This is a genomic window from Pseudomonas oleovorans subsp. oleovorans, assembly GCF_002197815.1.
GTDB lineage: Bacteria > Pseudomonadota > Gammaproteobacteria > Pseudomonadales > Pseudomonadaceae > Aquipseudomonas > Aquipseudomonas oleovorans.
In genome coordinates, this window is record NZ_NIUB01000017.1 from 58,319 (window position 1) to 78,687 (window position 20,369).

The 20,369-nt window shown below is 63.1% G+C and carries 19 protein-coding genes and 1 pseudogene; 10 read left to right on the forward strand and 10 right to left on the reverse strand.

Annotation, left to right across the window (positions count from 1 at the left end; genetic code table 11):
* Positions 1 to 132 precede the first annotated feature (132 nt).
* From PSOLE_RS12060 to PSOLE_RS12090, 7 genes are all read left to right on the forward strand, one after another.
* Complete coding sequence (locus tag PSOLE_RS12060; RefSeq protein WP_074855999.1) at positions 133 to 1,317, forward strand: porin; 1,185 nt, start codon at positions 133 to 135, stop codon at positions 1,315 to 1,317.
* Positions 1,318 to 1,575: 258 nt separating this feature from the next.
* Positions 1,576 to 1,968 carry a hypothetical protein gene (locus tag PSOLE_RS12065; RefSeq protein WP_074856001.1) on the forward strand — a complete coding sequence of 131 codons (393 nt, stop codon included), beginning with the start codon at positions 1,576 to 1,578 and terminating at the stop codon, positions 1,966 to 1,968.
* A gap of 247 nt (positions 1,969 to 2,215) precedes the next feature.
* Positions 2,216 to 3,379 (forward strand): nitric oxide-sensing protein NosP, encoded by a 1,164-nt coding sequence (nosP, locus tag PSOLE_RS12070; RefSeq protein ID WP_084343998.1) that lies wholly within the window; start codon positions 2,216 to 2,218, stop codon positions 3,377 to 3,379.
* The gene (nahK, locus tag PSOLE_RS12075) at positions 3,309 to 5,951 is read left to right on the forward strand and encodes a hybrid sensor histidine kinase/response regulator NahK/ErcS' (RefSeq protein ID WP_169713320.1); all 2,643 of its coding nucleotides are present in this window, start codon (positions 3,309 to 3,311) and stop codon (positions 5,949 to 5,951) included. Before nosP ends, nahK begins: the two co-directional genes overlap by 71 nt.
* 600 nt (positions 5,952 to 6,551) lie before the next feature.
* Positions 6,552 to 7,961, forward strand: a complete 1,410-nt coding sequence (locus tag PSOLE_RS12080) for a circularly permuted type 2 ATP-grasp protein (RefSeq protein WP_074856007.1) — start codon at positions 6,552 to 6,554, stop codon at positions 7,959 to 7,961.
* A gap of 2 nt (positions 7,962 to 7,963) precedes the next feature.
* On the forward strand, positions 7,964 to 8,914 hold the full coding sequence (locus tag PSOLE_RS12085) for an alpha-E domain-containing protein (protein ID WP_072424180.1): 951 nt from the start codon (positions 7,964 to 7,966) through the stop codon (positions 8,912 to 8,914).
* Positions 8,911 to 9,708, forward strand: a complete 798-nt coding sequence (locus PSOLE_RS12090) for a transglutaminase family protein (protein ID WP_074856010.1) — start codon at positions 8,911 to 8,913, stop codon at positions 9,706 to 9,708. Before PSOLE_RS12085 ends, PSOLE_RS12090 begins: the two co-directional genes overlap by 4 nt.
* A 102-nt stretch (positions 9,709 to 9,810) precedes the next feature.
* On the opposite strand, the pseudogene PSOLE_RS12095 reads toward PSOLE_RS12090, so the two are convergent.
* Positions 9,811 to 10,624, reverse strand: a pseudogene (locus PSOLE_RS12095) (c-type cytochrome).
* Positions 10,621 to 10,980 (reverse strand): rhodanese-like domain-containing protein, encoded by a 360-nt coding sequence (locus tag PSOLE_RS12100; protein ID WP_074856013.1) that lies wholly within the window; start codon positions 10,978 to 10,980, stop codon positions 10,621 to 10,623. The pseudogene PSOLE_RS12095 and the gene PSOLE_RS12100 overlap by 4 nt, the downstream one beginning before the upstream one ends.
* Positions 10,981 to 11,658: 678 nt before the next feature.
* On the opposite strand from PSOLE_RS12100, the gene PSOLE_RS12105 reads away from it, so the two are divergent.
* Both PSOLE_RS12105 and PSOLE_RS12110 read left to right on the forward strand, forming a co-directional pair.
* Positions 11,659 to 12,864: an acetyl-CoA C-acetyltransferase gene (locus PSOLE_RS12105; protein ID WP_074856015.1), complete on the forward strand. Its 1,206-nt coding sequence runs from the start codon at positions 11,659 to 11,661 to the stop codon at positions 12,862 to 12,864.
* A gap of 95 nt (positions 12,865 to 12,959) precedes the next feature.
* Complete coding sequence (locus PSOLE_RS12110) at positions 12,960 to 15,104, forward strand: 3-hydroxyacyl-CoA dehydrogenase NAD-binding domain-containing protein (RefSeq protein ID WP_074856017.1); 2,145 nt, start codon at positions 12,960 to 12,962, stop codon at positions 15,102 to 15,104.
* Positions 15,105 to 15,222: 118 nt separating this feature from the next.
* Here PSOLE_RS12110 and PSOLE_RS12115 read toward each other — a convergent pair whose 3' ends face one another.
* The 3 genes from PSOLE_RS12115 to PSOLE_RS24935 are packed head-to-tail and all read right to left on the reverse strand — an operon-like array spanning position 15,223 to position 15,880.
* Entirely contained in the window at positions 15,223 to 15,489 is a 267-nt protein-coding gene (locus PSOLE_RS12115; protein WP_074856018.1) for a PepSY domain-containing protein, read from the reverse strand.
* A gap of 56 nt (positions 15,490 to 15,545) precedes the next feature.
* The gene (ptrC, locus tag PSOLE_RS12120; RefSeq protein WP_074856020.1) at positions 15,546 to 15,746 is read right to left on the reverse strand and encodes a type III secretion system co-regulatory protein PtrC; all 201 of its coding nucleotides are present in this window, start codon (positions 15,744 to 15,746) and stop codon (positions 15,546 to 15,548) included.
* Positions 15,747 to 15,766: 20 nt separating this feature from the next.
* On the reverse strand, positions 15,767 to 15,880 hold the full coding sequence (locus tag PSOLE_RS24935; protein WP_279530729.1) for a PA2485 family small membrane protein: 114 nt from the start codon (positions 15,878 to 15,880) through the stop codon (positions 15,767 to 15,769).
* 296 nt (positions 15,881 to 16,176) lie between these two features.
* Between PSOLE_RS24935 and PSOLE_RS12125 the strand changes: the two genes are divergently transcribed.
* Positions 16,177 to 16,902 (forward strand): amidotransferase, encoded by a 726-nt coding sequence (locus tag PSOLE_RS12125; protein WP_074856021.1) that lies wholly within the window; start codon positions 16,177 to 16,179, stop codon positions 16,900 to 16,902.
* Positions 16,903 to 16,945: 43 nt separating this feature from the next.
* Here PSOLE_RS12125 and PSOLE_RS12130 read toward each other — a convergent pair whose 3' ends face one another.
* The 5 genes from PSOLE_RS12130 to PSOLE_RS12150 form a co-directional block, all read right to left on the reverse strand.
* On the reverse strand, positions 16,946 to 17,188 hold the full coding sequence (locus PSOLE_RS12130) for a hypothetical protein (RefSeq protein ID WP_003461396.1): 243 nt from the start codon (positions 17,186 to 17,188) through the stop codon (positions 16,946 to 16,948).
* Between the two features lie 10 nt (positions 17,189 to 17,198).
* On the reverse strand, positions 17,199 to 17,393 hold the full coding sequence (locus PSOLE_RS12135; protein WP_003461399.1) for a hypothetical protein: 195 nt from the start codon (positions 17,391 to 17,393) through the stop codon (positions 17,199 to 17,201).
* A gap of 146 nt (positions 17,394 to 17,539) precedes the next feature.
* A complete protein-coding gene (locus tag PSOLE_RS12140) occupies positions 17,540 to 18,262 on the reverse strand; it encodes a lysophospholipid acyltransferase family protein (protein ID WP_074856022.1) in 723 nt (240 codons plus the stop codon).
* Positions 18,263 to 18,424: 162 nt separating this feature from the next.
* Positions 18,425 to 19,654 carry an alanine transaminase gene (gene alaC, locus PSOLE_RS12145; RefSeq protein ID WP_074856024.1) on the reverse strand — a complete coding sequence of 410 codons (1,230 nt, stop codon included), beginning with the start codon at positions 19,652 to 19,654 and terminating at the stop codon, positions 18,425 to 18,427.
* Between the two features lie 129 nt (positions 19,655 to 19,783).
* Entirely contained in the window at positions 19,784 to 20,362 is a 579-nt protein-coding gene (locus PSOLE_RS12150) for an ANTAR domain-containing response regulator (protein ID WP_003461404.1), read from the reverse strand.
* Between the last annotated feature and the right edge of the window lie 7 nt (positions 20,363 to 20,369).

Below are 20,369 nucleotides of genomic sequence, written 5' to 3' on the forward strand. Positions count from 1 at the left end.
GAGCACGCCGGTAGCGCCCGGCCAAAGCAGCAGCGAATCGCTGCCAAGGCAGCGTATGGCCCGCCGGACCCGCTTTCGATAATCGCCTCCGACACGACTGCCCTGGCGGTCGCCACTCAAGCGGAGAGCGTTATGCACAACAACAAGATCGCCATCACTCGACTTCTGCCCCTGACCCTGGCCACCGCCGTCGCTCTGGCGACCGCGCAGCAGGCCGCCGCCGAGATCGTCCTGTACGACAAGGACGACACCACTTTCTCCACCGACGGCTACATCAACGCCTTCTACGTCAACAGCGACGTCGATCGTGACGGCGAGCAATTCGACCGTCGCCAGTCGCGGGTGAAGATGGGCTTTCTGCCCAACTGGATCGGCTTCAACTTCGGCAAGCAGATCGACGGGCTCAAGCTGACCGGTCGCTCGTCCTTCTGGGTCACCATCAACGACAGCGAAACCAACGGCACCGACACCGCCATCGATGTGCGCCAGTTCTACGGCACCGTTTCCAGCCCGGAATGGGGCGAGGTGCTGGTGGGTAAGGACTTCGGTCTGTTCTCGCGCTCCAACATCTTCCTCGACGAGCTGCTGGCCGGTTACGGCAACGTCTCCGACACCCTCGGCCTGGTGGACGGCAACGGCGTTTCGTTCGGCAACATCGGCACTGGCTACCCGTACCCGTTCCCGACCTCGCAGATCACCTACCGCAACAACAACCTGGCCGAAGGCCTGCGTGTGGCCGTGGGCATCATGGACCCGGTCGACACCAACGACGACAGCGCCACCGGCAAGGCCTACCAGGAAAATCCGCGCTTCGAATCGGAAGTCAGCTACCAGTTCGATCTTGGCGGCTCGACCATCTACACCTGGGTCAACGGCGCCTACCAGACCTCCGAGAACACCGACGACAGCGTCGACAAGGTCACCTCCAAGGGCCTCGGCTATGGCGTGCAGGCCAAGTTCGGCGGCCTGTCTCTGACCGGCTCGGGATTCCAGGCCAAGGGCATCAACCCCTTCTTCACCAACAACCTGGGTGAGCCGACCCTGCGTGACATCGACAGCGACGGCTATCTGCTGCAGGGCTCCTACACCTGGGGCAAGAACCGCGTGGCGCTGTCCTACGGCAAGACCGAGGACGACGGCAACGGCCTGGGTGTGGCGGCGGACTACGAGACCCGTGGCATCGCCTATTTCCGCACCATCAACGACAACCTCAAGCTGGTCGCCGAGTACAACCAGTACCAGATCGATGCCGCCGCCGGCAGCGGTCTGAACGAGGACACCGACACCTTCGCCGTCGGTGCGGTGCTCAGCTGGTAAGCCATACGGCTTGCGGACGACGGGAGGCCCAAGGGCCTCCCGTTCTTTTCGAGCCTGTTCACGATCTGCTGCGCGTCGGCGCTACTGCGTTAAAAACAAGCTGGATCGCCAGCCCGGTCGGAATGCTCATGTGCAAAAGTACAGTCGCCCGCGACCTCGGCCGCTCCTCGCTTGTTTTTGCGGGGCCGCCATCGGTGTTGTATCGCTCTAGCTCGCCAGATCGTGAACAGACTCTCAGGGATCGAAAGGAAGAATTCAATGATCGGACTCTGGAGCGAATCGGCTCAAACCTATCTGCTGGTACTGGCGATCAGCACTACGCTGGTCTTTGCGCTGCCCATCTTCCTCGTGCCGCTGGCCTGGGCGCGCCTGATGCGTTGGCGCATTCCGCAGGACATCGACCTGGCGGTGTATTTCGGGCGCTGTCTGGGCGCCTTCATCCTCATCGTCGAAGCGCTGATGCTGCGCGCCGCGCTGACCGGTGAAGCGCTGCACACCACCTTCGAGGTGCTGGCCGCGGTGGCCCTGCTGATGGTGCTGGTGCATGTGCATGGCGCGATCAAGCGCATCCAGCCGTGGACGGAAACCCTGGAGATCGGCTTTTACGCCGGAATGTTCGTGCTGAACCTGATGTTCTGGCCGGCCCTGTAAGAACACTGGTGCGCACGGCGCAGCAGTTTGTAGGGCGGGTGCAACCCGCCGTTGCCCCACTGGCGGGTTGCACCCGCCCTACATATTGAATTGCCCATGCATGGCGTGACCAGGGTGGCGGCGTGCGTCGCGTACTGCTTCGCGAGTACGCCCTACGGATCGACTACCCAGTACTCAAGTAGCATGGGGCGGGCAGCGCCGGCTTCGTAGAATTTCGCCATGATCAGCAGGTGCATTGGGGCGTGATATGGCCTTGCAACAGCCGGACGGCGTGCTAAGCGCCGTCTCCAGCACGAAGGATGTGGAATTGGCCGCCCAGGAACTGGCGCGCCAGCTGATCCACCCCTATCTCGGTTTCGTGCTGTTCTTCTGCTCGGCCGAATACGATCTCGACGGGCTCGGCCAGGCGCTGGAGGCCCATTTCGGCGGCGTCAGCCTGGTCGGCTGCACCAGCGCCGGTGAGATCACCCCGCAGGGCTATGGCCGTGGCTGCGTGGTGGCGCTGGGCTTCGACCTGCGCTGTTTCTCCATCGCCAGCGTGCTGATCGACGAGATGGAACGCTTCAATCTGCTCGATGCGCAGCATCTGGTCGATGGCCTGGTCAAGGATTGCCGCAGCAACGAGCTGGCCTCGATCAAGGGCCACAGCTTCGCCCTGACCCTGCTCGACGGCTTGTCCAGCCGCGAAGAACTGGTGCTCGGCGCGCTCAGTGCGGCGCTGGGCAGCATCCCGCACTTCGGCGGCTCGGCCGGGGACGATAACCACCTGACCCATACCCACGTTTATCACGGCGGCCGCTTCCACAGCGGTGCAGCGGTCGTGGTGCTGTTCAATACCTGGCTGGAGTTCGAGGTGTTCAGCACCCACCACATCCAACCCAGCGCGGAAAAGCTGGTGGTGACCCGCGCCGACAGCGCCACGCGCCGGGTGTACGAACTCAATGCCGCACCGGCCGCGCAGGAATATGCCGAGCTGATCGGTGTGCCGGTCGAGGCGCTGGATCTGCGGGCGTTCGCTGCTTATCCGCTGGCGGTACGGATCAGCGATCACTACTACGTGCGCTCGATCCAGCAGGTGCACGACGACCTCAGCCTGACCTTCTACTGCGCGGTGGAGAACGGCATCGTCCTCACTGCCATGCATCCCGGCCCCTTGCTGCCCAATCTGCAGCAACTGTTCGCCGGGCTGGAGCAGCGCCTCGGTCCGCTGCTGCTGACCATCGGCTGCGACTGCTTCCTGCGCCGCCTGGAGATCGAGAACGATGGCGGCGTCGAGTCGGTCGCCACGCTGCTGCGCCAGCAGCGGGTGATCGGCTTCAACACCTACGGAGAGCAGTTCAATGGCATGCACATCAACCAGACCTTCACCGGCGTCGCAATTGGCCGACCTGTTGGGCGTGCCGAGCGCTGAGCTGCAGGCACGCTGTGCGGCGCTGGAGCAGGAGAACGCCAAGCTCAGGCGCATCAACGCCGCGTTGATTGAGCGGGTCGAGTCGATCCATTCCCGTGGCGATGACGCCTACGCGGCCTTCCAGCACTCGGTGGTGCTGTCCGAGCAGGTGCGCGAGCGCACCGACGCGCTGAACCAGGCGATGGCCGAGTTGAAGTCGAGCAACCAGTTACTCAGCGATGCGCGGCTGCGCGCCGAGACCGCGCACCAGCATTTGATCGACGCCATCGAGAGCATCTCCGACGCCTTCGTGCTGTTCGATGATCGACAGCGCATCGTGCTATTCAACAGCCGCTTCAAGGCGCTGTGGTCGCGCAGCCGCGCGCGTATCGGCACCGGTACGCGGTTGGAGGAGATTCGCCGGCTGAGCCGCAGCACTGGTCTGGTGGTGGAAGCGCAGTTGGGCAAGGAGGGCGAGCCGAGCCTGTTCCGCCTGCAGGACGGGCGCTGGGTGCAGGTCAGTGAGCGGCCGACCCGGGAGGGCGGGCTGGTGATCCTTTACGCCGACATCACCGAGGTGAAGCAGAGCGAGGCGCTGCGCCGCGAGCAGGCCCTGGCGCAGAAGTCGCGCCTGCTGCAGCGCGCGGTCGACAACCTGTCCCAGGGCATGGCCATGGTCAACGCCGAGGGTGCACTGGAGTTGTGGAACCACCGTTTCCTCGAACTCTGCGGCCTGGCGCCGATCAACGCCCATCGGCCGTTCGCCGAAGTGATGGCGGAAAGCGAACTTGAGCCGCTGACCCCGGACAGCCGCGATGCCGCCGGCAAACCGCTGCGCCAGGTGGAGGTGCGTCTGTTCAACGGACGCATGCTGGAAGTGCGTACTCATCCGCTGCCCACCGGCGGCTTCGTCAACACCTTCACCGATATCACCGAGCGCCATCGCCAGGCTCAGGCGCTGAGCGACAGCGAGCGCTGGATTCGCCTGATCACCGATCACGTGCCGGCGCTGATCGCCTACCTGTCGGCTGATCTGGTCTACGAATTCACCAACAAGGTTTACGAGGAATGGTACTGCTGGCCACGCGGCGCCATGCTCGGCCAGAGCCTGCGCGAAGTGCACAGCGAGGAGCATTGCCAGCGTCTGGAACCCTACGTCGAATTGGCGCTGTCCGGCGAGAGCGTGACCTTCGAATTCGCCGAAACCAACCACAACGGCCAGGAGCGCTACATGTTGCGTTCCTACGTGCCCAACCGTCAGGCCAGCGGCGAAGTGGTCGGCATCTTCGTGCTGATCCGCGATATCACCGAGCGCCGCCGCACCGCCGAGGCGTTGCACCAGGCCTATCAACACCTGGAACAGCGCGTGCGCGAGCGCACCGCCGAGCTGACCACGGTGAACGACCAGCTGCGCCGCGAGATCGACGAGCGCACGCAGATGGAAGCGCGCCTGCGTGATGCCAAGGGCGAGGCCGAGCAGGCCAACCTGTCCAAGACCAAGTTTCTCGCTGCCGTCAGCCACGATCTGCTGCAGCCGCTCAACGCCGCGCGGCTATTCACCAGTGCCTTGCTGGAGAAGAACGACCTGAGCGGCTGCGCGCCGCTGGTACGCAACGTCAGCAACTCGCTGGAAGACGTGGAAAGTCTGCTCGGCACGCTGGTGGACATTTCCAAGCTCGATGCCGGGGTGATCAAGCCCGATATCGCGCCATTCGCCGTCAGCGAGCTGCTGGAGAACCTGGCCGCCGAGTATCACCAGATCGCCCGCAGCGAAGGCCTGCGTCTGGATTACCTGCCCAGCTCGGCCCTGGTGCGCAGCGACGTGCAGTTGCTGGCGCGGATCCTGCGCAACTTCCTCAGCAACGCCATTCGCTACACCGCCAGCGGGCGCATCCTGCTGGGCTGCCGGCGGCGCGGCAACAGCCTGTCCATCGAAGTCTGGGACACCGGCATCGGCATCGCTCAGGACAAGCTGGTGGAGATATTCCAGGAGTTCAAGCGCGGCGACAACGTGCAGCGCAAGCAGGATCGCGGCCTCGGCCTGGGCCTGGCGATCGTCGAGAAAATTGCGGGCATGCTTGGGCACCGTATTCGTGTGGCATCGCAGCAGGGCAGGGGCTCGATGTTCGCCGTCGAGGTGCCGCTGACCCGCCGCGCGCCGCGCGTGCGTGCCGTGCAGGACAGCCCGGATCTGTTGCTCGAACGCCTCAGCGGCGCGCGGGTCTGGGTGCTGGATAACGACGCGGCGATCTGCGCCGGCATGCGCACCCTGCTCGAAGGCTGGGGCTGCCGGGTGGTCACCGCGCTGAGCGAAGAAGACCTGGCGTGCCAGGTGGACAACTACCACGCCGAGGCCGACCTGCTGATCGCCGACTACCACCTCGACGACGAGCGCAATGGCGTCGACGCGGTGGCGCAGATCAACGCGCGGCGTAGCACGCCGCTACCGGCGCTGATGATCACCGCCAACTACAGCAATGAGCTCAAGCAGCAGATGCGCGAGCTGGGCCATAGCCTGCTGCACAAGCCGGTGCGACCGATGAAGCTGAAGGCGGCGATGAGTCATTTGATGGAGCGTGGAGCGGGTGTTTGATCGCGGGTCATATCCGTAGGGTGCTGCCTGTTCAGCGGACAGGTTTACAGGTCGTGAGTCGCAATCGGACGATATTTGTAGGAGCCGGCTTGCCGGCGATCAGGCCACGGATACATGGATCGCCCGCAAGCGGGCTCCTACAACAAGCAGCACTCGCAAAGGGGGCATATTTGTGAGTCGTGATGAGCTGTTGCTGGCGTCTGCTCAGCGAGCCCGTAGCTGATGCAATCCGGGAAAGATCACGCCGTTCTGCCCCGGATTTCATCCGGCTACGCACGTTCATTCCGACACTTGTTCGTCGTGTAGTCGGTACAAAAGCGGTTGCGCTTGACCAGTCGGTCACGCAATGTGACAGCTAAGTGTCCGGGGCCACTGCAGGGCGGGGCTGCAAGCTTTTTACCTTCACCGCGCGCTGCGATGGCCAGTGAATTTTTGCTGTGCCACGCAATGGGGCGGCGTCTCATGACAGAAACATCGCGCCGCACCATTTCGGTGCTTTCTGTTTGGGTTTTGTTGGTATCTATTTGAAATTAAAGGATTAATTTCATTGGCTCGGGCCTTGCAGAGGATGCTGCAAGTCCGGGTGACAAGGAGTACGGCATGGCCCGCACCTTTTATGACGAGATGTACGACGCGAGCGGTGCTGTCCGCCCGCATTACCGCGAATTTGCCCGCTGGTTGGCAGAGACGCCGGACGATCTGCTGGCTCAGCGCCGACGAGAAGCCGACCTATTGTTCCACCGCGCCGGTATCACCTTCACCCTCTACGGAGATGATCAGGGCACCGAGCGGCTGATCCCCTTCGACATCATTCCCCGCTCCATCCCCGCCAGCGAATGGCGTATCGTCGAACGCGGCTGCATCCAGCGTGTGCAGGCACTCAACCTGTTCCTCGCCGACCTCTACCACGACCAGCGCATCATCAAGGCGGGGATCATCCCGGCCGAGCAGGTGCTGGCCAATGAGGGCTACCAGATGGCCATGAAGGGCCTCGACCTGCACCGCGACATCTACGCGCACATTGCCGGGGTCGACCTGGTACGTGACGGCGACGGCAGCTACTACGTACTGGAAGACAACCTGCGCACGCCCAGCGGCGTGAGCTACATGCTCGAAGACCGCAAGATGATGATGCGCCTGTTCCCTGAGCTGTTCGCCGCTCAGCGCGTGGCGCCGGTGGACCACTACCCGAACCTGCTGCTCGATGCGCTGAAGAGTTCCAGTCCGCTGGACAACCCCACGGTGGTGGTGCTGACGCCGGGCCGCTTCAACAGCGCCTACTTCGAACACGCCTTCCTTGCCCGCGAGATGGGCGTGGAACTGGTGGAGGGCGCCGACCTGTTCGTGCGTGACGACAAGGTTTACATGCGCACCACCGCCGGTGCGCGGCAGGTGGACGTGATCTATCGCCGCCTCGATGATGCCTTCCTCGACCCGCTGGCCTTCAATCCTGATTCGATGCTCGGCGTGGCGGGGCTGCTGTCGGCCTACCGCTCGCGCAACGTGGTGTTGGCCAACGCCATCGGCACCGGCGTGGCCGACGACAAGTCGATCTACCCCTATGTCGGCGACATGATCCGCTTCTATCTGGACGAAGAGCCGATCCTCAAGAACGTACCCACCTGGCAGTGTCGCAAGCCGGAGGAGTTGTCCCACGTGCTGGCCAACCTGTCCGAACTGGTGGTCAAGGAGACTCAAGGCTCGGGCGGCTACGGCATGCTGGTCGGTCCGGCGGCGAGCAAGGCCGAGATCGAGAACTTCCGCGCGCGGCTGATGGCCAAGCCGGAGGCCTATATCGCCCAGCCGACGCTGTGCCTGTCGACCTGTCCTACCTTCGTCGAACGCGGCATCGCCCCGCGCCATATCGACCTGCGCCCGTTCGTCCTGACCGGTCGCGAAACCCGCCTGGTGCCCGGCGGCCTGACGCGCGTGGCACTGCGCGAAGGCTCGCTGGTGGTCAACTCGTCGCAAGGCGGCGGTACCAAGGACACCTGGGTGGTGGAGGACTAATCATGCTCAGTCGTACTGCCTCAGACCTGTACTGGATGTCGCGCTACCTGGAGCGTGCCGAGAACCTGGCGCGCATGCTCGACGTCAGCTATTCGCTGTCACTGATGCCGCAGGACGGCCGTGGCGATGGCCTCGATGAGTTGGCTATGCCGCTGCTGATCACCGGCACCCTGGACGACTACCTGGAGCGCCACGGTCCGCTGCACGGCGAGCGCATGCTGCACTTCTTCGCTCTCGATGCGAGCAACCCCGGCAGCATCTATTGCTGCCTGCAAGCTGCGCGCAGCAACGCGCATGCGGTGCGCGGGCGGATCACCGCGGACATGTGGGAAAACATCAACGCCACCTGGCTGGAGATGCGCGGCATTGCCGAGCAGGGCCTGGGCCGCTACGGCATCAGCCGCTTCTGCGAGTGGGTCAAGGAGCGCTCGCACCTGTTCCGTGGTGCCACCTTCGGCACCATCATGCGTGGTGAGGCCTATCGCTTCATCCGCTTGGGCACCTTCATCGAGCGTGCCGACAACACCCTGCGCCTGCTCGATGCGCGCTACGAAATGCTTGGCGAGGAAATTGACGAGCTGGAGGAGCGCACCGCGCGCAGCTACTACCAATGGAGTGCGCTGCTGCGGGCGTTGTCCTCGTTCGAGGCATTTGCCGAGAGCTATCGAGGCTCGCCACGTACGCGCAAGGTCGCCGAACTGCTGCTGCTGCGTCCGGACGTGCCGCGCTCGCTGCGAGCCTGTATGGAAGAACTCAACCTGATGCTCGCGGGTCTACCGGGGGAGAACGGTCGACCGGCGCAGCGCCTGGCCGCCGAGCTGGATGCGCGACTGCGCTACACCAGCATCGACGAAGTGCTCGACGAAGGCCTGCATGCCTGGCTCACCGACTTCATCCTGCTGGTACGCCAGTTGGGCAACACCATCCATACGTCCTACCTGGAGGTCGCATGAGACTCTCGATCAGCCATGACACCACCTATCGTTACGATGATCAGGTACGCGCCAGCATCCAGTACCTGCGCCTGACCCCACACGACAGCGAGCGCCAGCAGGTGCTCAGCTGGCAGCTCGACCTGCCGCGCCCGGTGCACGCCCAGCTCGACCCCTACGGCAACATCCTGCACGTGCTGACCCTGGACGAGCCGCACGAGTCCATCGTCATTGGCGCCCGCGGCCAGGTGGAGATCGACGAAACCTGCGAGGCCGAGCACGAGCGTCAGTCGGCGCTGCCGTTTTTGCGCTTCACCCGCCTGACCCAGGCCGACGACGCCATCCGTGAATTCGCCGCGCAGCAGAGCAAGGCACGTACAGATCGCAACGGCTTGATCGACCTGATGCATGCGCTCAATGCCCATATCGCCTACCAGCCAGGCATCACCGAGGTGGACACCAGTGCCGCCGAGGCCTTCGCCGGTCGTCGTGGCGTTTGCCAGGATCATACCCATGCCTTCCTCGCCTGCGCGCGCAGTCTCGGTGTGCCGGCGCGCTATGTGTCGGGCTATCTCTACACCGATGACGCCGAGCACCTGGCCAGCCATGCCTGGGCCGAGGCCTGGGTGGGGGACGCCTGGTACAGCTTCGACGTGACCAATTGCCTGGCGCGCCCGGAGCGGCACCTCAAGCTGGCGGTCGGTCTCGATTACCTCGACGCCTGCCCGGTGCGTGGCATGCGCCGTGGCGGTGGCTGCGAGCAGATGCATGCGCAGGTACAGGTGGCGCCGCTGCTGCAGGTGCGTCAGCAGTGAAGTACCGATAGGCGCGTGTCGTAGGGTGCGCCATTTGCGCACCAGGCGCCTGGTCAAAGCGCCGGTGCGCACGGCGCACCCTACTTGAATCGTTCCTGCAGGCTAGGTGTCGTCAGGCTCCGGGGCGTTCTTGCGCTGCGCCATATGCTGCAGGTAGGCGATCAGTCGTTCCAGTTCGGCGGGTGGTAGTACCTGTTCACTGAACCCCGGCATGCGCCCCCTGCGGCCAGCGGCGCAGGCTTTGTGGGTCACGGATGTACTGGCGCAGGAAGTCGCCGGTGAAGTATTCGGTCGGGCTGTGTGGAATGTTCAGGTCCGGGCCGAATTCGGAGTCGCCAGCGCCATTGAGTCGGTGGCAGGCCATGCAGTTCTTCTGATACGCGGCGAAACCGGCACGGATTTCGGCGCTGGCATCCACTGCCGGCAGCAAGGCGGGGAAGCGTTGTTCAACAGTGGCGAGCTGGCGAATCCGGGCGACCTGGAAGGGCCACTGCTCCGGGCCGATCTGGCTGGCGGCCGGATCGGTCCAGACCAGATAGAAGGGACCGGCGCTGGGCTTATCCTTGGCCAACGGTGGCCAGGGGCGTTGCGGATCCTCGATGGCCAGCCACGCCTTGGCACCCTCGCGAGCCAGCAGCGTGGCAGCCGGCAGCTCGGCAGCAAAGCCGTCGAGGGCCACGGCCTGCAGGTGGTCGCCAGCGGTTAGGCCGTCCAGCAGGGCGCTTATGGGCACCGCTCGGTAACGCATGGGCCGCTTGTAACTCACGTCTTCGTCTATCTCGATGTCACGTGTCTGCGGATGACTGAGCAACTCGCTGCTGCTCCAGTTGCGTTGTCCGCAGCTCAGATGTATCTCGAGCTGCGCAGCCTGCGCTGTGCCGCCCGGAACCAATAGTGCAAGCAGCAGAGCCCTCACTCCTCGGCCTCCAGCAGAGGTAGCAGATCGTCATAAGCGCCGGCATTGATCACCTGGCGGTAACCCAGATTCTCCAGGCTTTGCTTGGCCAGTCCCGAGCGGCGGCCGCTGCGGCAATAGAGCACCAGGGGGCTGTCCTTGTCCGGTGCGATGCTGGCGATCTGCGCGGCGATCTCGTCATGACCGATGCGAATGGCGCCAGGCAGGGCTCCAGCGGAAAATTCCTCGCTGCTGCGTACGTCGATCAGCAGGCTGTCGGCCCGTTGCAGGGTGGCCAGAGCGGCAGCTTGATCGACTTCTTCAGCCTGGGCGCCAAGAAAGGTGAGCAGGCCGCTCAGCAAGATGAGAAAACGCATGTCCGGCTCCAGGGCAGGGGGCTTTTGCCTATCTTTGCCCGAAGTCAGCACGCCGTCCACAAGCAAGCGCCCGCCCTGCACTGAGCGCACCACGGCGTCGGCACAGCAGCGGGGAAGTATAAAGTCAACTGACCAGACGGGTCAGATTGGGAAGGATCAGGATGATTGCCGTGGCGAAAAGTATTACGCCAGCCTGGCGATATTTCGGCTGTTTGAACATGGCTGCATGCCTTTTGTTGTTATGGGGGTGGCACCGGGAGCCTGCATCACCATGCGGCAGGCTGCTGCGTCACACCTGGGCGTTACTTTGATTGCCCGCCCCGGCATGACCCGGCGACGGTTCCCTGCACCCGTTTTTCGATACAGGCACAGGAGTAACTCTAGGGCTGACGTCACAGTTTCCTTAGATGGTTTGGTTGCTAACGAAGTGCTGTTAGGAAGCTGGGGCTATGTGCGACGTCCTCCAGAACAATGCAGGCCTTGAAGCAGACAGCTTGCTCGCCCTTGCAACTGTCAGTTCGAGCAAGCGACCGTTCGTCTGAGCTCAGCGGTCAATGGTGCTGAGCGCTTAGGTCATTGAGCGCTGATGTACCAGCGCTATGGTAGTCAGGCTCAATAAGAACAGGCGCGGCCGGTTTGTGATGTTCCGCCAGCGCCGTATCAGTCTCCGAGGACGCCATGACCGAAGCATATATTTTCGATGCGGTGCGCACACCGCGTGGCAAGGGCAAGAAGGACGGCGCGCTGTACAGCGTCAAGCCGGTTCAGCTGATTGCCGGCCTGCTCAATGCCCTGCAAACGCGCAACGATCTGGATACCAGCCAGGTGGACGACATCGTGCTGGGCTGCGTGACGCCCGTGGGCGATCAGGGCGCCGATATCGCCAAGACCGCCGCCATGGTCGCGGACTGGGACGTCAGCGTCGCCGGCGTGCAGCTCAACCGCTTCTGCGCCTCGGGCCTGGAGGCGGTGAACCTGGGCGCGATGAAGGTGCGCTCCGGCTTCGAGGATCTGGTGGTGGTCGGTGGCGTGGAGTCCATGTCGCGCGTGCCCATGGGCTCGGACGGCGGCGCCTGGGTCATGGACCCGGAAACCAACATCCACACCAATTTCGTCCCGCAGGGTATCGGTGCCGACCTGATCGCCACCCTGGAGGATTTCAGCCGCGCTGATGTCGATGCCTTCGCCCTGTGCTCGCAGCACAAGGCGGCGCGCGCCAGCGCTGATGGCTCGTTCGCCAAGTCGCTGGTGCCGGTGACCGACCAGAACGGCATCGTGCTGCTTGACCATGACGAGTTCATCCGTGGCGATTCGACCCTGGAAGGCCTCGGCAAGCTCAAGCCGAGCTTCGAGATGATGGGGCAGATGGGCTTCGACGCCACTGCGCTGCGCGTCTACAGCCATGTTGAGCGTATCGAGCACGTACACACGCCGGGCAACAGCTCCGGCATCGTCGACGGCGCCGCGCTGATGCTGATCGGCTCCGCGGCCAAGGGCAAGGAACTGGGCCTGAAACCGCGTGCGCGCATCGTCGCCACCGCGGTGACCAGCACCGACCCGACCATCATGCTCACCGGCCCGGCGCCGGCCACGCGTAAGGCGCTGGCCAAGGCGGGACTCTCCATCGACGACATCGACCTGTTCGAGGTCAACGAGGCTTTTGCCTCCGTTGTCATGAAGTTCATGAAGGACATGGGCGTGAGCGAGGACAAGGTCAACGTCAACGGCGGTTCCATCGCCATGGGCCACCCGCTGGGCGCCACCGGCTGCGCCATCCTCGGCACGCTGCTCGATGAACTGGAGAAGCGCCAGTTGCGCTACGGCCTTGCCACCCTCTGCGTGGGCGGCGGCATGGGCATCGCCACCATCATCGAACGAATCTGATCGGTACGGGTGAAACCCGCCATTCGTGTGCTGGCGGGTTGCACCCGCCCTACGCAGCTACGCAGCTCCCACAGCTTTGGGAAGAGAATACAAAAATGACAGACGCCATCCGTTACGAAAAAGGCCAGGACAATATCGTCGTCCTGACCATGGACATGCCCGGCCAGAGCGCCAATACCATGAACGCGGTGTACCGCGAGGCCATGGGCCAGATCGTCGACCGCCTGGAAGCGGAAAAGGACTCGATCGCCGGGGTGATCGTCACCTCGGCGAAGAAGACCTTCTTCGCCGGCGGCGACCTCAATGAACTGATCAAGGTCACCCAGGCCGAGGCCCAGGGCTTCTACGAGATGATCCTGAGAATCAAGGGCCAACTGCGCCGCCTGGAAACCCTCGGCAAGCCGGTGGTTGCCGCCATCAACGGCGCAGCGCTGGGCGGCGGCTGGGAAATCGCCCTGGCCTGCCACCACCGCATCGCGCTGAACGAGAGCCACGTCCAGCTCGGCCTGCCGGAAGTCACCCTCGGCCTGCTGCCGGGCGGCGGTGGGGTGGTGCGCATGGTGCGCCTGCTTGGCCTGGAAAAGGCCCTGCCGTACCTGGCCGAGGGTAAGAAGGTACGCCCGGACGCTGCGCTCAAGGCCGGCCTGATCCACGATCTGGCCAGCGACCGTGACGAGATGCTGGCCAAAGCGCGTGCCTGGATCGCCGCCAACCCGGTGGCCAAGCAGCCGTGGGATGTGCAGGGCTACAAGATTCCCGGCGGCACGCCGAGTTCGCCGAACGTGGCGCAGATGCTGGCCATCGCCCCGAGCGTGCTGCGCAACAAGACCAAGGGCTGCTTCCCGGCGCCGGAGAAGATCATGTGCGCGGCCGTAGAAGGCGCGCAGGTCGACTTCGACACCGCGCAGATCATCGAGGCGCGCTACTTCACCGAGCTGACCACCGGCCAGGTGGCGAAGAACATGATTGGTACCTTCTGGTTCCAACTCAACGAGATCAACGCCGGCAGCTCGCGCCCACAGGGCTATCCGAAAACCCAGACGAAAAAGGTCGGCGTGCTTGGCGCCGGCATGATGGGCGCCGGCATCGCCTATGTGTCGGCGGCGGCCGGCATCGAAGTGGTACTCAAGGATGTGTCCCTCGACGCGGCGGAGAAGGGCAAGGGCTACTCGGCCAAGCTGCTCGACAAGAAAGTGAGCAAGGGCCACATGACGGCCGAGCAGCGTGAGGCTTTCCTGGCGCTGATCAAGGCTACCGATAGCGAGGCGGATTTTGCCGGCTGCGACCTGATCATCGAAGCCGTATTCGAGGATCGTGCGCTCAAGGGCAAGGTCACCGCGGCAGCCGAAGCTGCTGCGCTGAGCGATGCGGTGATCGCCTCCAACACCTCGACGCTGCCGATCACCGGCCTGGCGGCTGCCGTGGCCAAACCGGAGAAATTCATCGGCCTGCACTTCTTCAGCCCGGTGGACAAGATGCCGCTGGTGGAAATCATCCGCGGTGAGCAGACCAGCGATGAAACGCTGGCGCGCGGCTTCGACTACGTCATGCAGATCAAGAAGACGCCCATCGTGGTCAACGACAGCCGCGGCTTCTTTACCTCGCGGGTGTTCGGCACCTTCACCAACGAGGGCATCGCCATGCTCGGCGAAGGCGTGAGCGCGGCGATGATCGAGAACGAAGCGCGCAAGGCCGGCATGCCGGTCGGCCCGCTGGCGATCAGCGACGAAGTGTCGATGAGCCTGATGAACCACATCCGCCAGCAGACCCTCTCGGATCTGGCGGCCGAGGGCAAATCCATTCCCGAGCACCCGGCGTTTGCGGTGATCGATCTGATGCTTAACGAGTTCAAGCGTCCGGGCAAGGCGGCCGGTGGCGGTTTCTACGATTACCCGGCAGGCGGCAAGAAGTACCTGTGGCCCGAGCTCAAGGCGCGTTTCGAAAAGGCCGATGCGCAGATCTCGCAGGAGGACGTGCGTGACCGCATCCTGTTCATCCAGGCCATCGAGACGGTTCGCTGCGTCGAAGAGGGCGTCTTGAAGTCAGTGGCCGATGCCAACATCGGCTCGATCTTCGGTATCGGCTTCGCCGCCTGGACCGGTGGTGCGCTGCAGTTCATCAACCAGTACGGGGCGAAGGACTTCGTCGCCCGTGCGCAGTACCTGGCCGAGCAGTACGGCGAACGTTTCCTGCCGCCTGCGCTGTTGCTGGAAAAGGCCGCCAAGGGCGAGACGTTCTGAGCCTCCCTTGTAGGGTGTCGCGGGGCCGCCCAGGCCATGCGCACCGCTTAAGCGGAGTGTCCCCGGTGCGCACGGCGCCCCCTACGGATGCAGAAACGGCCCGAAAGGGCCGTTTCAGTCAATCTTCCAACTGGTCGCGAATCACTGCACCGCTCTTGCCGTCGATACGAAATTCGTGAAGACGGCCATCCTGTTTCAGGCCTTCGCCTTCCCAGTAACCGTCATTGTCGGCTTCGATCTTGTGTAGCTCCGTGTAGCCAGCTGCACGTGCTTTGCTCAGCGCCTCGTCGATGCTGATCCAGTCGCTGTCGGGGCGATCTGCTAGAGCGTTGCCGGCAAGCAACAGGCTACCGCCGAACAGGGTGATCAGAGTGCGTGTTTGCATGGGGCCAGCCTCGTTCCGCACCGTGAATGTCACGAGGAGTCTAGATCATCGCTTTCTCACGCCGCCTGGCACCAGCCCTGACGGATGCACACGGCTTCGTGGATCGCCAGCATCTCGCTGTGGCGAGTTGGCATGCGCAGGGTCAACATGCTGCCATCATCGAGTTGCAGGGCGGCTTCGGTTTCGAACTGCAGGTTGCCATCTTGAAGGTGGGCGTAGGTGACGCCGTAGGCGTCCAGGCTGAGTTGGCTGTGCATGGCGGCTCTCCTGGGTTGTGTCAGCTCGGACGAACGTCGCGGGCTACGGCGGCAGCCTGCTCGGGACGAACCGGTGCGACGGTCTGGAAGGCGGAAGCGGCGGCGAAGCTGGCGAGTGCGGAGTAGGTGCTCATGATCGATTTCTTTCTGTGCATGAGGGCGACTGCCCGTTGTGGCGATATTCGCTGCGAGCGTGCAATCACAGAAGTGAATGGCGTGCATGGTAACTATCGAAGCGGCTGATGAAACGTCGCCATGCACTGACAGGGTAAAGTTTCGTCAATTTTAATTGACGACTGTTCGTGGCGTTGCACAGCGCCGATAATCGCGGATCTGCTTGAAAATCGGGCTCGGCTATTTATTTGTACGAATTCATATGTTAAGAAAAACGCACAAATTACCCGCCCGCGTGCTCACCACAGGAAACCTCATGCCACTGCGTATCTGTATTCTGGAAACTGACATCCTCCGTCCCGAACTGGTTGACCAGTATCAGGGCTATGGCCGCATGTTCGAGCAGTTGTTCGCTCAGCAGCCGGTGGCGGCGGAGTTCAGTGTCTACAACGTGGTGAATGGCCATTACCCGCCCGATAGCGAGAAATTCGATGCCTATCTTGTGACTGGCAGCAAAGCCGACTCCTTTGGCAGTGAGGCCTGGATTCAAACGCTCAAGGAATACCTGCTGGAGCGCTACAAGCGTGGCGACAAGCTGCTGGGCATTTGCTTTGGTCATCAGCTATTGGCGTTGCTGCTCGGTGGCAAAGCCGAGCGCGCGGAGCAGGGCTGGGGCGTAGGGGTGCACAGCTATCGCCTGGAGAACAAACCCGAGTGGATGACCCCGGCGCTGGACGAACTGCAGTTGCTGATCAGCCACCAGGATCAGGTGACCCGTCTGCCGGAGAAGGCCACGCTGCTGGCTACCAGTGACTTCTGCCCGATTGGCGCCTACCGCATCGAGGATCAGGTCCTGTGTTTTCAGGGCCACCCGGAGTTCGTGCACGACTATTCGCGGGCGTTGCTCGATCTGCGTCAGCAGCATCTTGGCGAGCAGGTCTATCAGCAGGGGGTGGATAGCCTCAAGCATTCGCAGCAGGGCAGTGCAGTGGCTGAGTGGATGATGCGCTTTGTTGCTCAAGGCAAGCAAGCCAAGGCCTGAGTCTGATATCGAGACATGAAAAAGCCCGGTCATCCGGGCTTTTTCATGTCTGCTGAGTGAGCACGAAGTATGGCGAGAGCCGTTCGCTTCTGTTCGGTGGCGGGCTGCTGCGCTGCCGCTTGAGGCTTTCGGCCAGGTCCAGGTGATGAGCCAGTTTGTGGCTGCATTCGATGTTGCGCGCCACGGCGCCAGCCGAGCCTTTGCCGATGCCACTGAGGGCCAGCAAGGTGGTCAGCAGCGACAGGCTGGCGAGCACCAGCAGGCGGGTGCGGTGATTTTTGATCATGGCCGTTCACTCAACCTTGCGAGCGCGCGCCGAGCAGGGCGGGCAAATGAGTGATCAGGCTCTGCAGCGGGCCTGGTTGTTCTATGGTTGGAGTGCTTGGCTGGACGGCGGCGTAACTCACGACCAGCACCGTCGAGGTGCTGATCAGGTACAGGCCGATGGCAGCGAGAGCGCCGTTGCGGGCGGCTTGAGAGAGGCGGGACATGTTCTGTGCTCCAGGTCAGGAGTGGGTGTGGGCACAGAATCGTCGAAGTCATTTCGATTGAATAATGGATGTTCTGCAGAGTAACTATCGATGGATTTGATAGCAGGCGCGAGTTGCCTGCTCGCTCCGGCATCCCGCGTTATACCTCACGCGGACGCCAGTTCCTTGTCCATGCTGCTGATACATTCGCTCATGGCCTGCTGACAACGCTCCATCAGCGCGGGCATGTCGTCCAGGCTCAGGCCGGCAGTAGGGATTGCCGGCAGCGAGCGAATCAGGATGCGGCCGCTGTTCCAGCGATTCAGGCGCATGACTTTGCTGTAGTTGCTCACGCACACCGGGATGATCGGAACACCGGCCGTGATCGCCATTTGAAACGCGCCTTTCTTGAACGGCAGCAGGCCTCGGCCAAGGTTGCGCGTGCCTTCCGGGAAGACCCAGATCGAAGTGTCGCGATTGCGCAGGGTTTCGGTGGTGGTCAGCATTGCGCGCTTGGCGGCTACGGCATTGCTGCGATCGATCAGCACGTTACCGGCCAGCCAGTAGAGCTGACCGAAGAATGGCACCCACTTGAGGCTCTTCTTGCCGATGCTCACGGTGCGTTCCGGTACCACGCGGCCAAGCACGTAGAGGTCGAAGTTGGACTGGTGGTTGGCGATGATCACGCAGGAGCGCTGGTGTTCTAAAAGCGGGCGTACGTCAGTCTTCAGCTTCAGGCGCAGCAGGCATAGGGCGGGCAGCGAATAAAAACGCGCGCAGAGGTGGCTGTTGTCGGGGTTGAACGGGCGGCACAGGCCGAGCAGCAGGCCGAGCAGGCCGGCCAGGATGAAATGCACGCCCATCAGCAGTATGCGCAAGACGTAGAGCATTGGGGAGAACCGTCAGGGAAGGGGCGCGCAGTGTACGGGCGCTCACTCTGTCGGGCAATTGCTCGAAACTATCGCTTGGCGTGCGTAACGTCCTGAATTGTCGCAGAACTTGTCGGTTTCCATGCCCACGTAGAAAGGGCGCCTCACGGCGCCCTTCAATGCTTACTCGGTCTCTGCCTTGGCCGGCTTGCCTGGCAGCAACCCGTCGGCGCGGAACATCGCCTTGATGCCGCGCAGCGCCTGACGGCTGCGGTCCTGGTTCTCGATCAGGGCGAAGCGCACATGGTCGTCGCCATAGTCGCCAAAACCCAATCCAGGCGAGACGCAGACCTTGGCTTCGGCCAGCAGTTTCTTGGCGAACTCCAGCGAGCCCAGGTGCGCGTAGGCGTCGGGAATCTTGGCCCAGATGTACATGGAAGCCTTGGGCTTTTCCACCATCCAGCCGATCTCGTGCAGGCCCTTGACCAGCAGGTTACGCCGCTGACGATACTGTTCGGCGATATCGCGCACGCACTGCTGGTCGCCTTCCAGTGCAGCGATGGCCGCCACCTGTAGCGGGGTGAAGGTGCCATAGTCGTGGTAGCTCTTGATCCGCGCCAGGGCGCTGACCAGTTCGGGGTTGCCGACCATGAAACCGATGCGCCAGCCGGCCATGTTGTAGCTCTTGGACAGGGTGAAGAACTCCACCGCGATGTCCTTGGCGCCGGGTACCTGCATGATCGAAGGCGCCTTCCAACCGTCATAAACGATGTCGGCGTAGGCCAGGTCGTGAATCACCAGTACGTCGTACTGCTTGGCCAGGGTTACCACGCGCTCGAAGAAGTCCAGCTCCACGCACTGTGCGGTGGGGTTGGAGGGGAAGCCGAGAATCATCATCTTCGGCTTGGGAATCGACTCGCGAATGGCGCGTTCCAGCTCGGCGAAGAAGTCCACGCCCGGCACCAGCGGCACGGAACGCACCTGGGCGCCAGCGATCACCGCGCCGTAGATATGGATCGGGTAACTGGGGTTGGGTACCAGCACCGTGTCGCCATGGTCCAGGGTGGCGAGCATCAGGTGCGCCAGGCCTTCCTTGGAGCCGATGGTGACGATGGCTTCGCTTTCCGGGTCGATCTCCACCTCGTAGCGATCCTTGTACCAGCGCGAGATGGCGCGGCGCAGGCGCGGAATACCGCGGGAAGTGGAGTAGCCGTGGGTATCTTCACGCTGGGCGACCTGCACCAGCTTCTCGACGATGTGCGGCGGAGTCGCACCGTCGGGGTTGCCCATGGAGAAGTCGATGATGTCCTCGCCGCGACGGCGTGCAGCCATCTTCAGTTCGGCGGTGATGTTGAAGACGTAGGGGGGCAGACGATCGATGCGCGCAAAGCGGCGCTTGGCGTTATCAGCCATGATTTCCTCGAAGTACGTAAGCGCCCGGAACCGTCCGAGCGACGTTGGCCACTGCTGCAGCCTGCGGCGAAGATACGCGCGCCGCCGTCTCGCTGTCCAGCACAGCCAGCGAGCGGCGTAGCGCAACAGTCAACCGCCGAGCATGTCGTGCATGGCGATGATCTGTTCGGCCACCTGAATCAGCTTCTGCTGGCGACTCATGGCCTGCCGGCGCATCAGCGTATAGGCCTCTTCCTCGTTGCAGCTCTTCATCTTCATCAGCAGGCCCTTGGCCTGTTCGACGCGCTTGCGCTCGGCCAGTTGGGCATCGCGTGCCTGGAGCTGGGCACGCAATGCCTGATCGCTCTCGAAGCGGGCCATGGCGACGTCGAGGATGGGTTGCAGGCGCTGGGCATGGATGCCTTCGACAATGTAGGCGCTGACGCCACTCTGGATCGCCTGGCGCATCACGCTGGGGTTGTGTTCGTCGGTGAACATGACGATTGGACGCGGTTGGTCACGGCTGACCAGTACCACCTGTTCCATCACGTCGCGGCCAGGGGACTCGGTGTCGATCAGGATAACGTCGGGGCGCACGGCCTCGACCCGCTCCGGCAGGTCGATGGTCAGCCCGGATTCGTCGATGACCTCGAATCCGGCCTCGATCAGCGCGCACTTGAGGCGGCCGACCTTCTTCGGGGTGTCGTTGATCAGAAGGATACGCAGCATCGATGGC

Excerpts from the sequence above, each read along its gene's own strand:
- PSOLE_RS12060 (WP_074855999.1), top strand. The coding sequence starts at position 133 with ATGCACAACAACAAGATCGCCATCACTCGACTTCTGCCCCTGACCCTG.
- PSOLE_RS12065 (WP_074856001.1), top strand. The coding sequence starts at position 1,576 with ATGATCGGACTCTGGAGCGAATCGGCTCAAACCTATCTGCTGGTACTG.
- nosP (WP_084343998.1), top strand. The coding sequence starts at position 2,216 with ATGGCCTTGCAACAGCCGGACGGCGTGCTAAGCGCCGTCTCCAGCACG.
- nahK (WP_169713320.1), top strand. The coding sequence starts at position 3,309 with ATGGCATGCACATCAACCAGACCTTCACCGGCGTCGCAATTGGCCGAC.
- PSOLE_RS12080 (WP_074856007.1), top strand. The coding sequence starts at position 6,552 with ATGGCCCGCACCTTTTATGACGAGATGTACGACGCGAGCGGTGCTGTC.
- PSOLE_RS12085 (WP_072424180.1), top strand. The coding sequence starts at position 7,964 with ATGCTCAGTCGTACTGCCTCAGACCTGTACTGGATGTCGCGCTACCTG.
- PSOLE_RS12090 (WP_074856010.1), top strand. The coding sequence starts at position 8,911 with ATGAGACTCTCGATCAGCCATGACACCACCTATCGTTACGATGATCAG.
- PSOLE_RS12100 (WP_074856013.1), bottom strand. The coding sequence starts at position 10,980 with ATGCGTTTTCTCATCTTGCTGAGCGGCCTGCTCACCTTTCTTGGCGCC.
- PSOLE_RS12105 (WP_074856015.1), top strand. The coding sequence starts at position 11,659 with ATGACCGAAGCATATATTTTCGATGCGGTGCGCACACCGCGTGGCAAG.
- PSOLE_RS12110 (WP_074856017.1), top strand. The coding sequence starts at position 12,960 with ATGACAGACGCCATCCGTTACGAAAAAGGCCAGGACAATATCGTCGTC.
- PSOLE_RS12115 (WP_074856018.1), bottom strand. The coding sequence starts at position 15,489 with ATGCAAACACGCACTCTGATCACCCTGTTCGGCGGTAGCCTGTTGCTT.
- ptrC (WP_074856020.1), bottom strand. The coding sequence starts at position 15,746 with ATGCACAGCCAACTCAGCCTGGACGCCTACGGCGTCACCTACGCCCAC.
- PSOLE_RS24935 (WP_279530729.1), bottom strand. The coding sequence starts at position 15,880 with ATGAGCACCTACTCCGCACTCGCCAGCTTCGCCGCCGCTTCCGCCTTC.
- PSOLE_RS12125 (WP_074856021.1), top strand. The coding sequence starts at position 16,177 with ATGCCACTGCGTATCTGTATTCTGGAAACTGACATCCTCCGTCCCGAA.
- PSOLE_RS12130 (WP_003461396.1), bottom strand. The coding sequence starts at position 17,188 with ATGATCAAAAATCACCGCACCCGCCTGCTGGTGCTCGCCAGCCTGTCG.
- PSOLE_RS12135 (WP_003461399.1), bottom strand. The coding sequence starts at position 17,393 with ATGTCCCGCCTCTCTCAAGCCGCCCGCAACGGCGCTCTCGCTGCCATC.
- PSOLE_RS12140 (WP_074856022.1), bottom strand. The coding sequence starts at position 18,262 with ATGCTCTACGTCTTGCGCATACTGCTGATGGGCGTGCATTTCATCCTG.
- alaC (WP_074856024.1), bottom strand. The coding sequence starts at position 19,654 with ATGGCTGATAACGCCAAGCGCCGCTTTGCGCGCATCGATCGTCTGCCC.
- PSOLE_RS12150 (WP_003461404.1), bottom strand. The coding sequence starts at position 20,362 with ATGCTGCGTATCCTTCTGATCAACGACACCCCGAAGAAGGTCGGCCGC.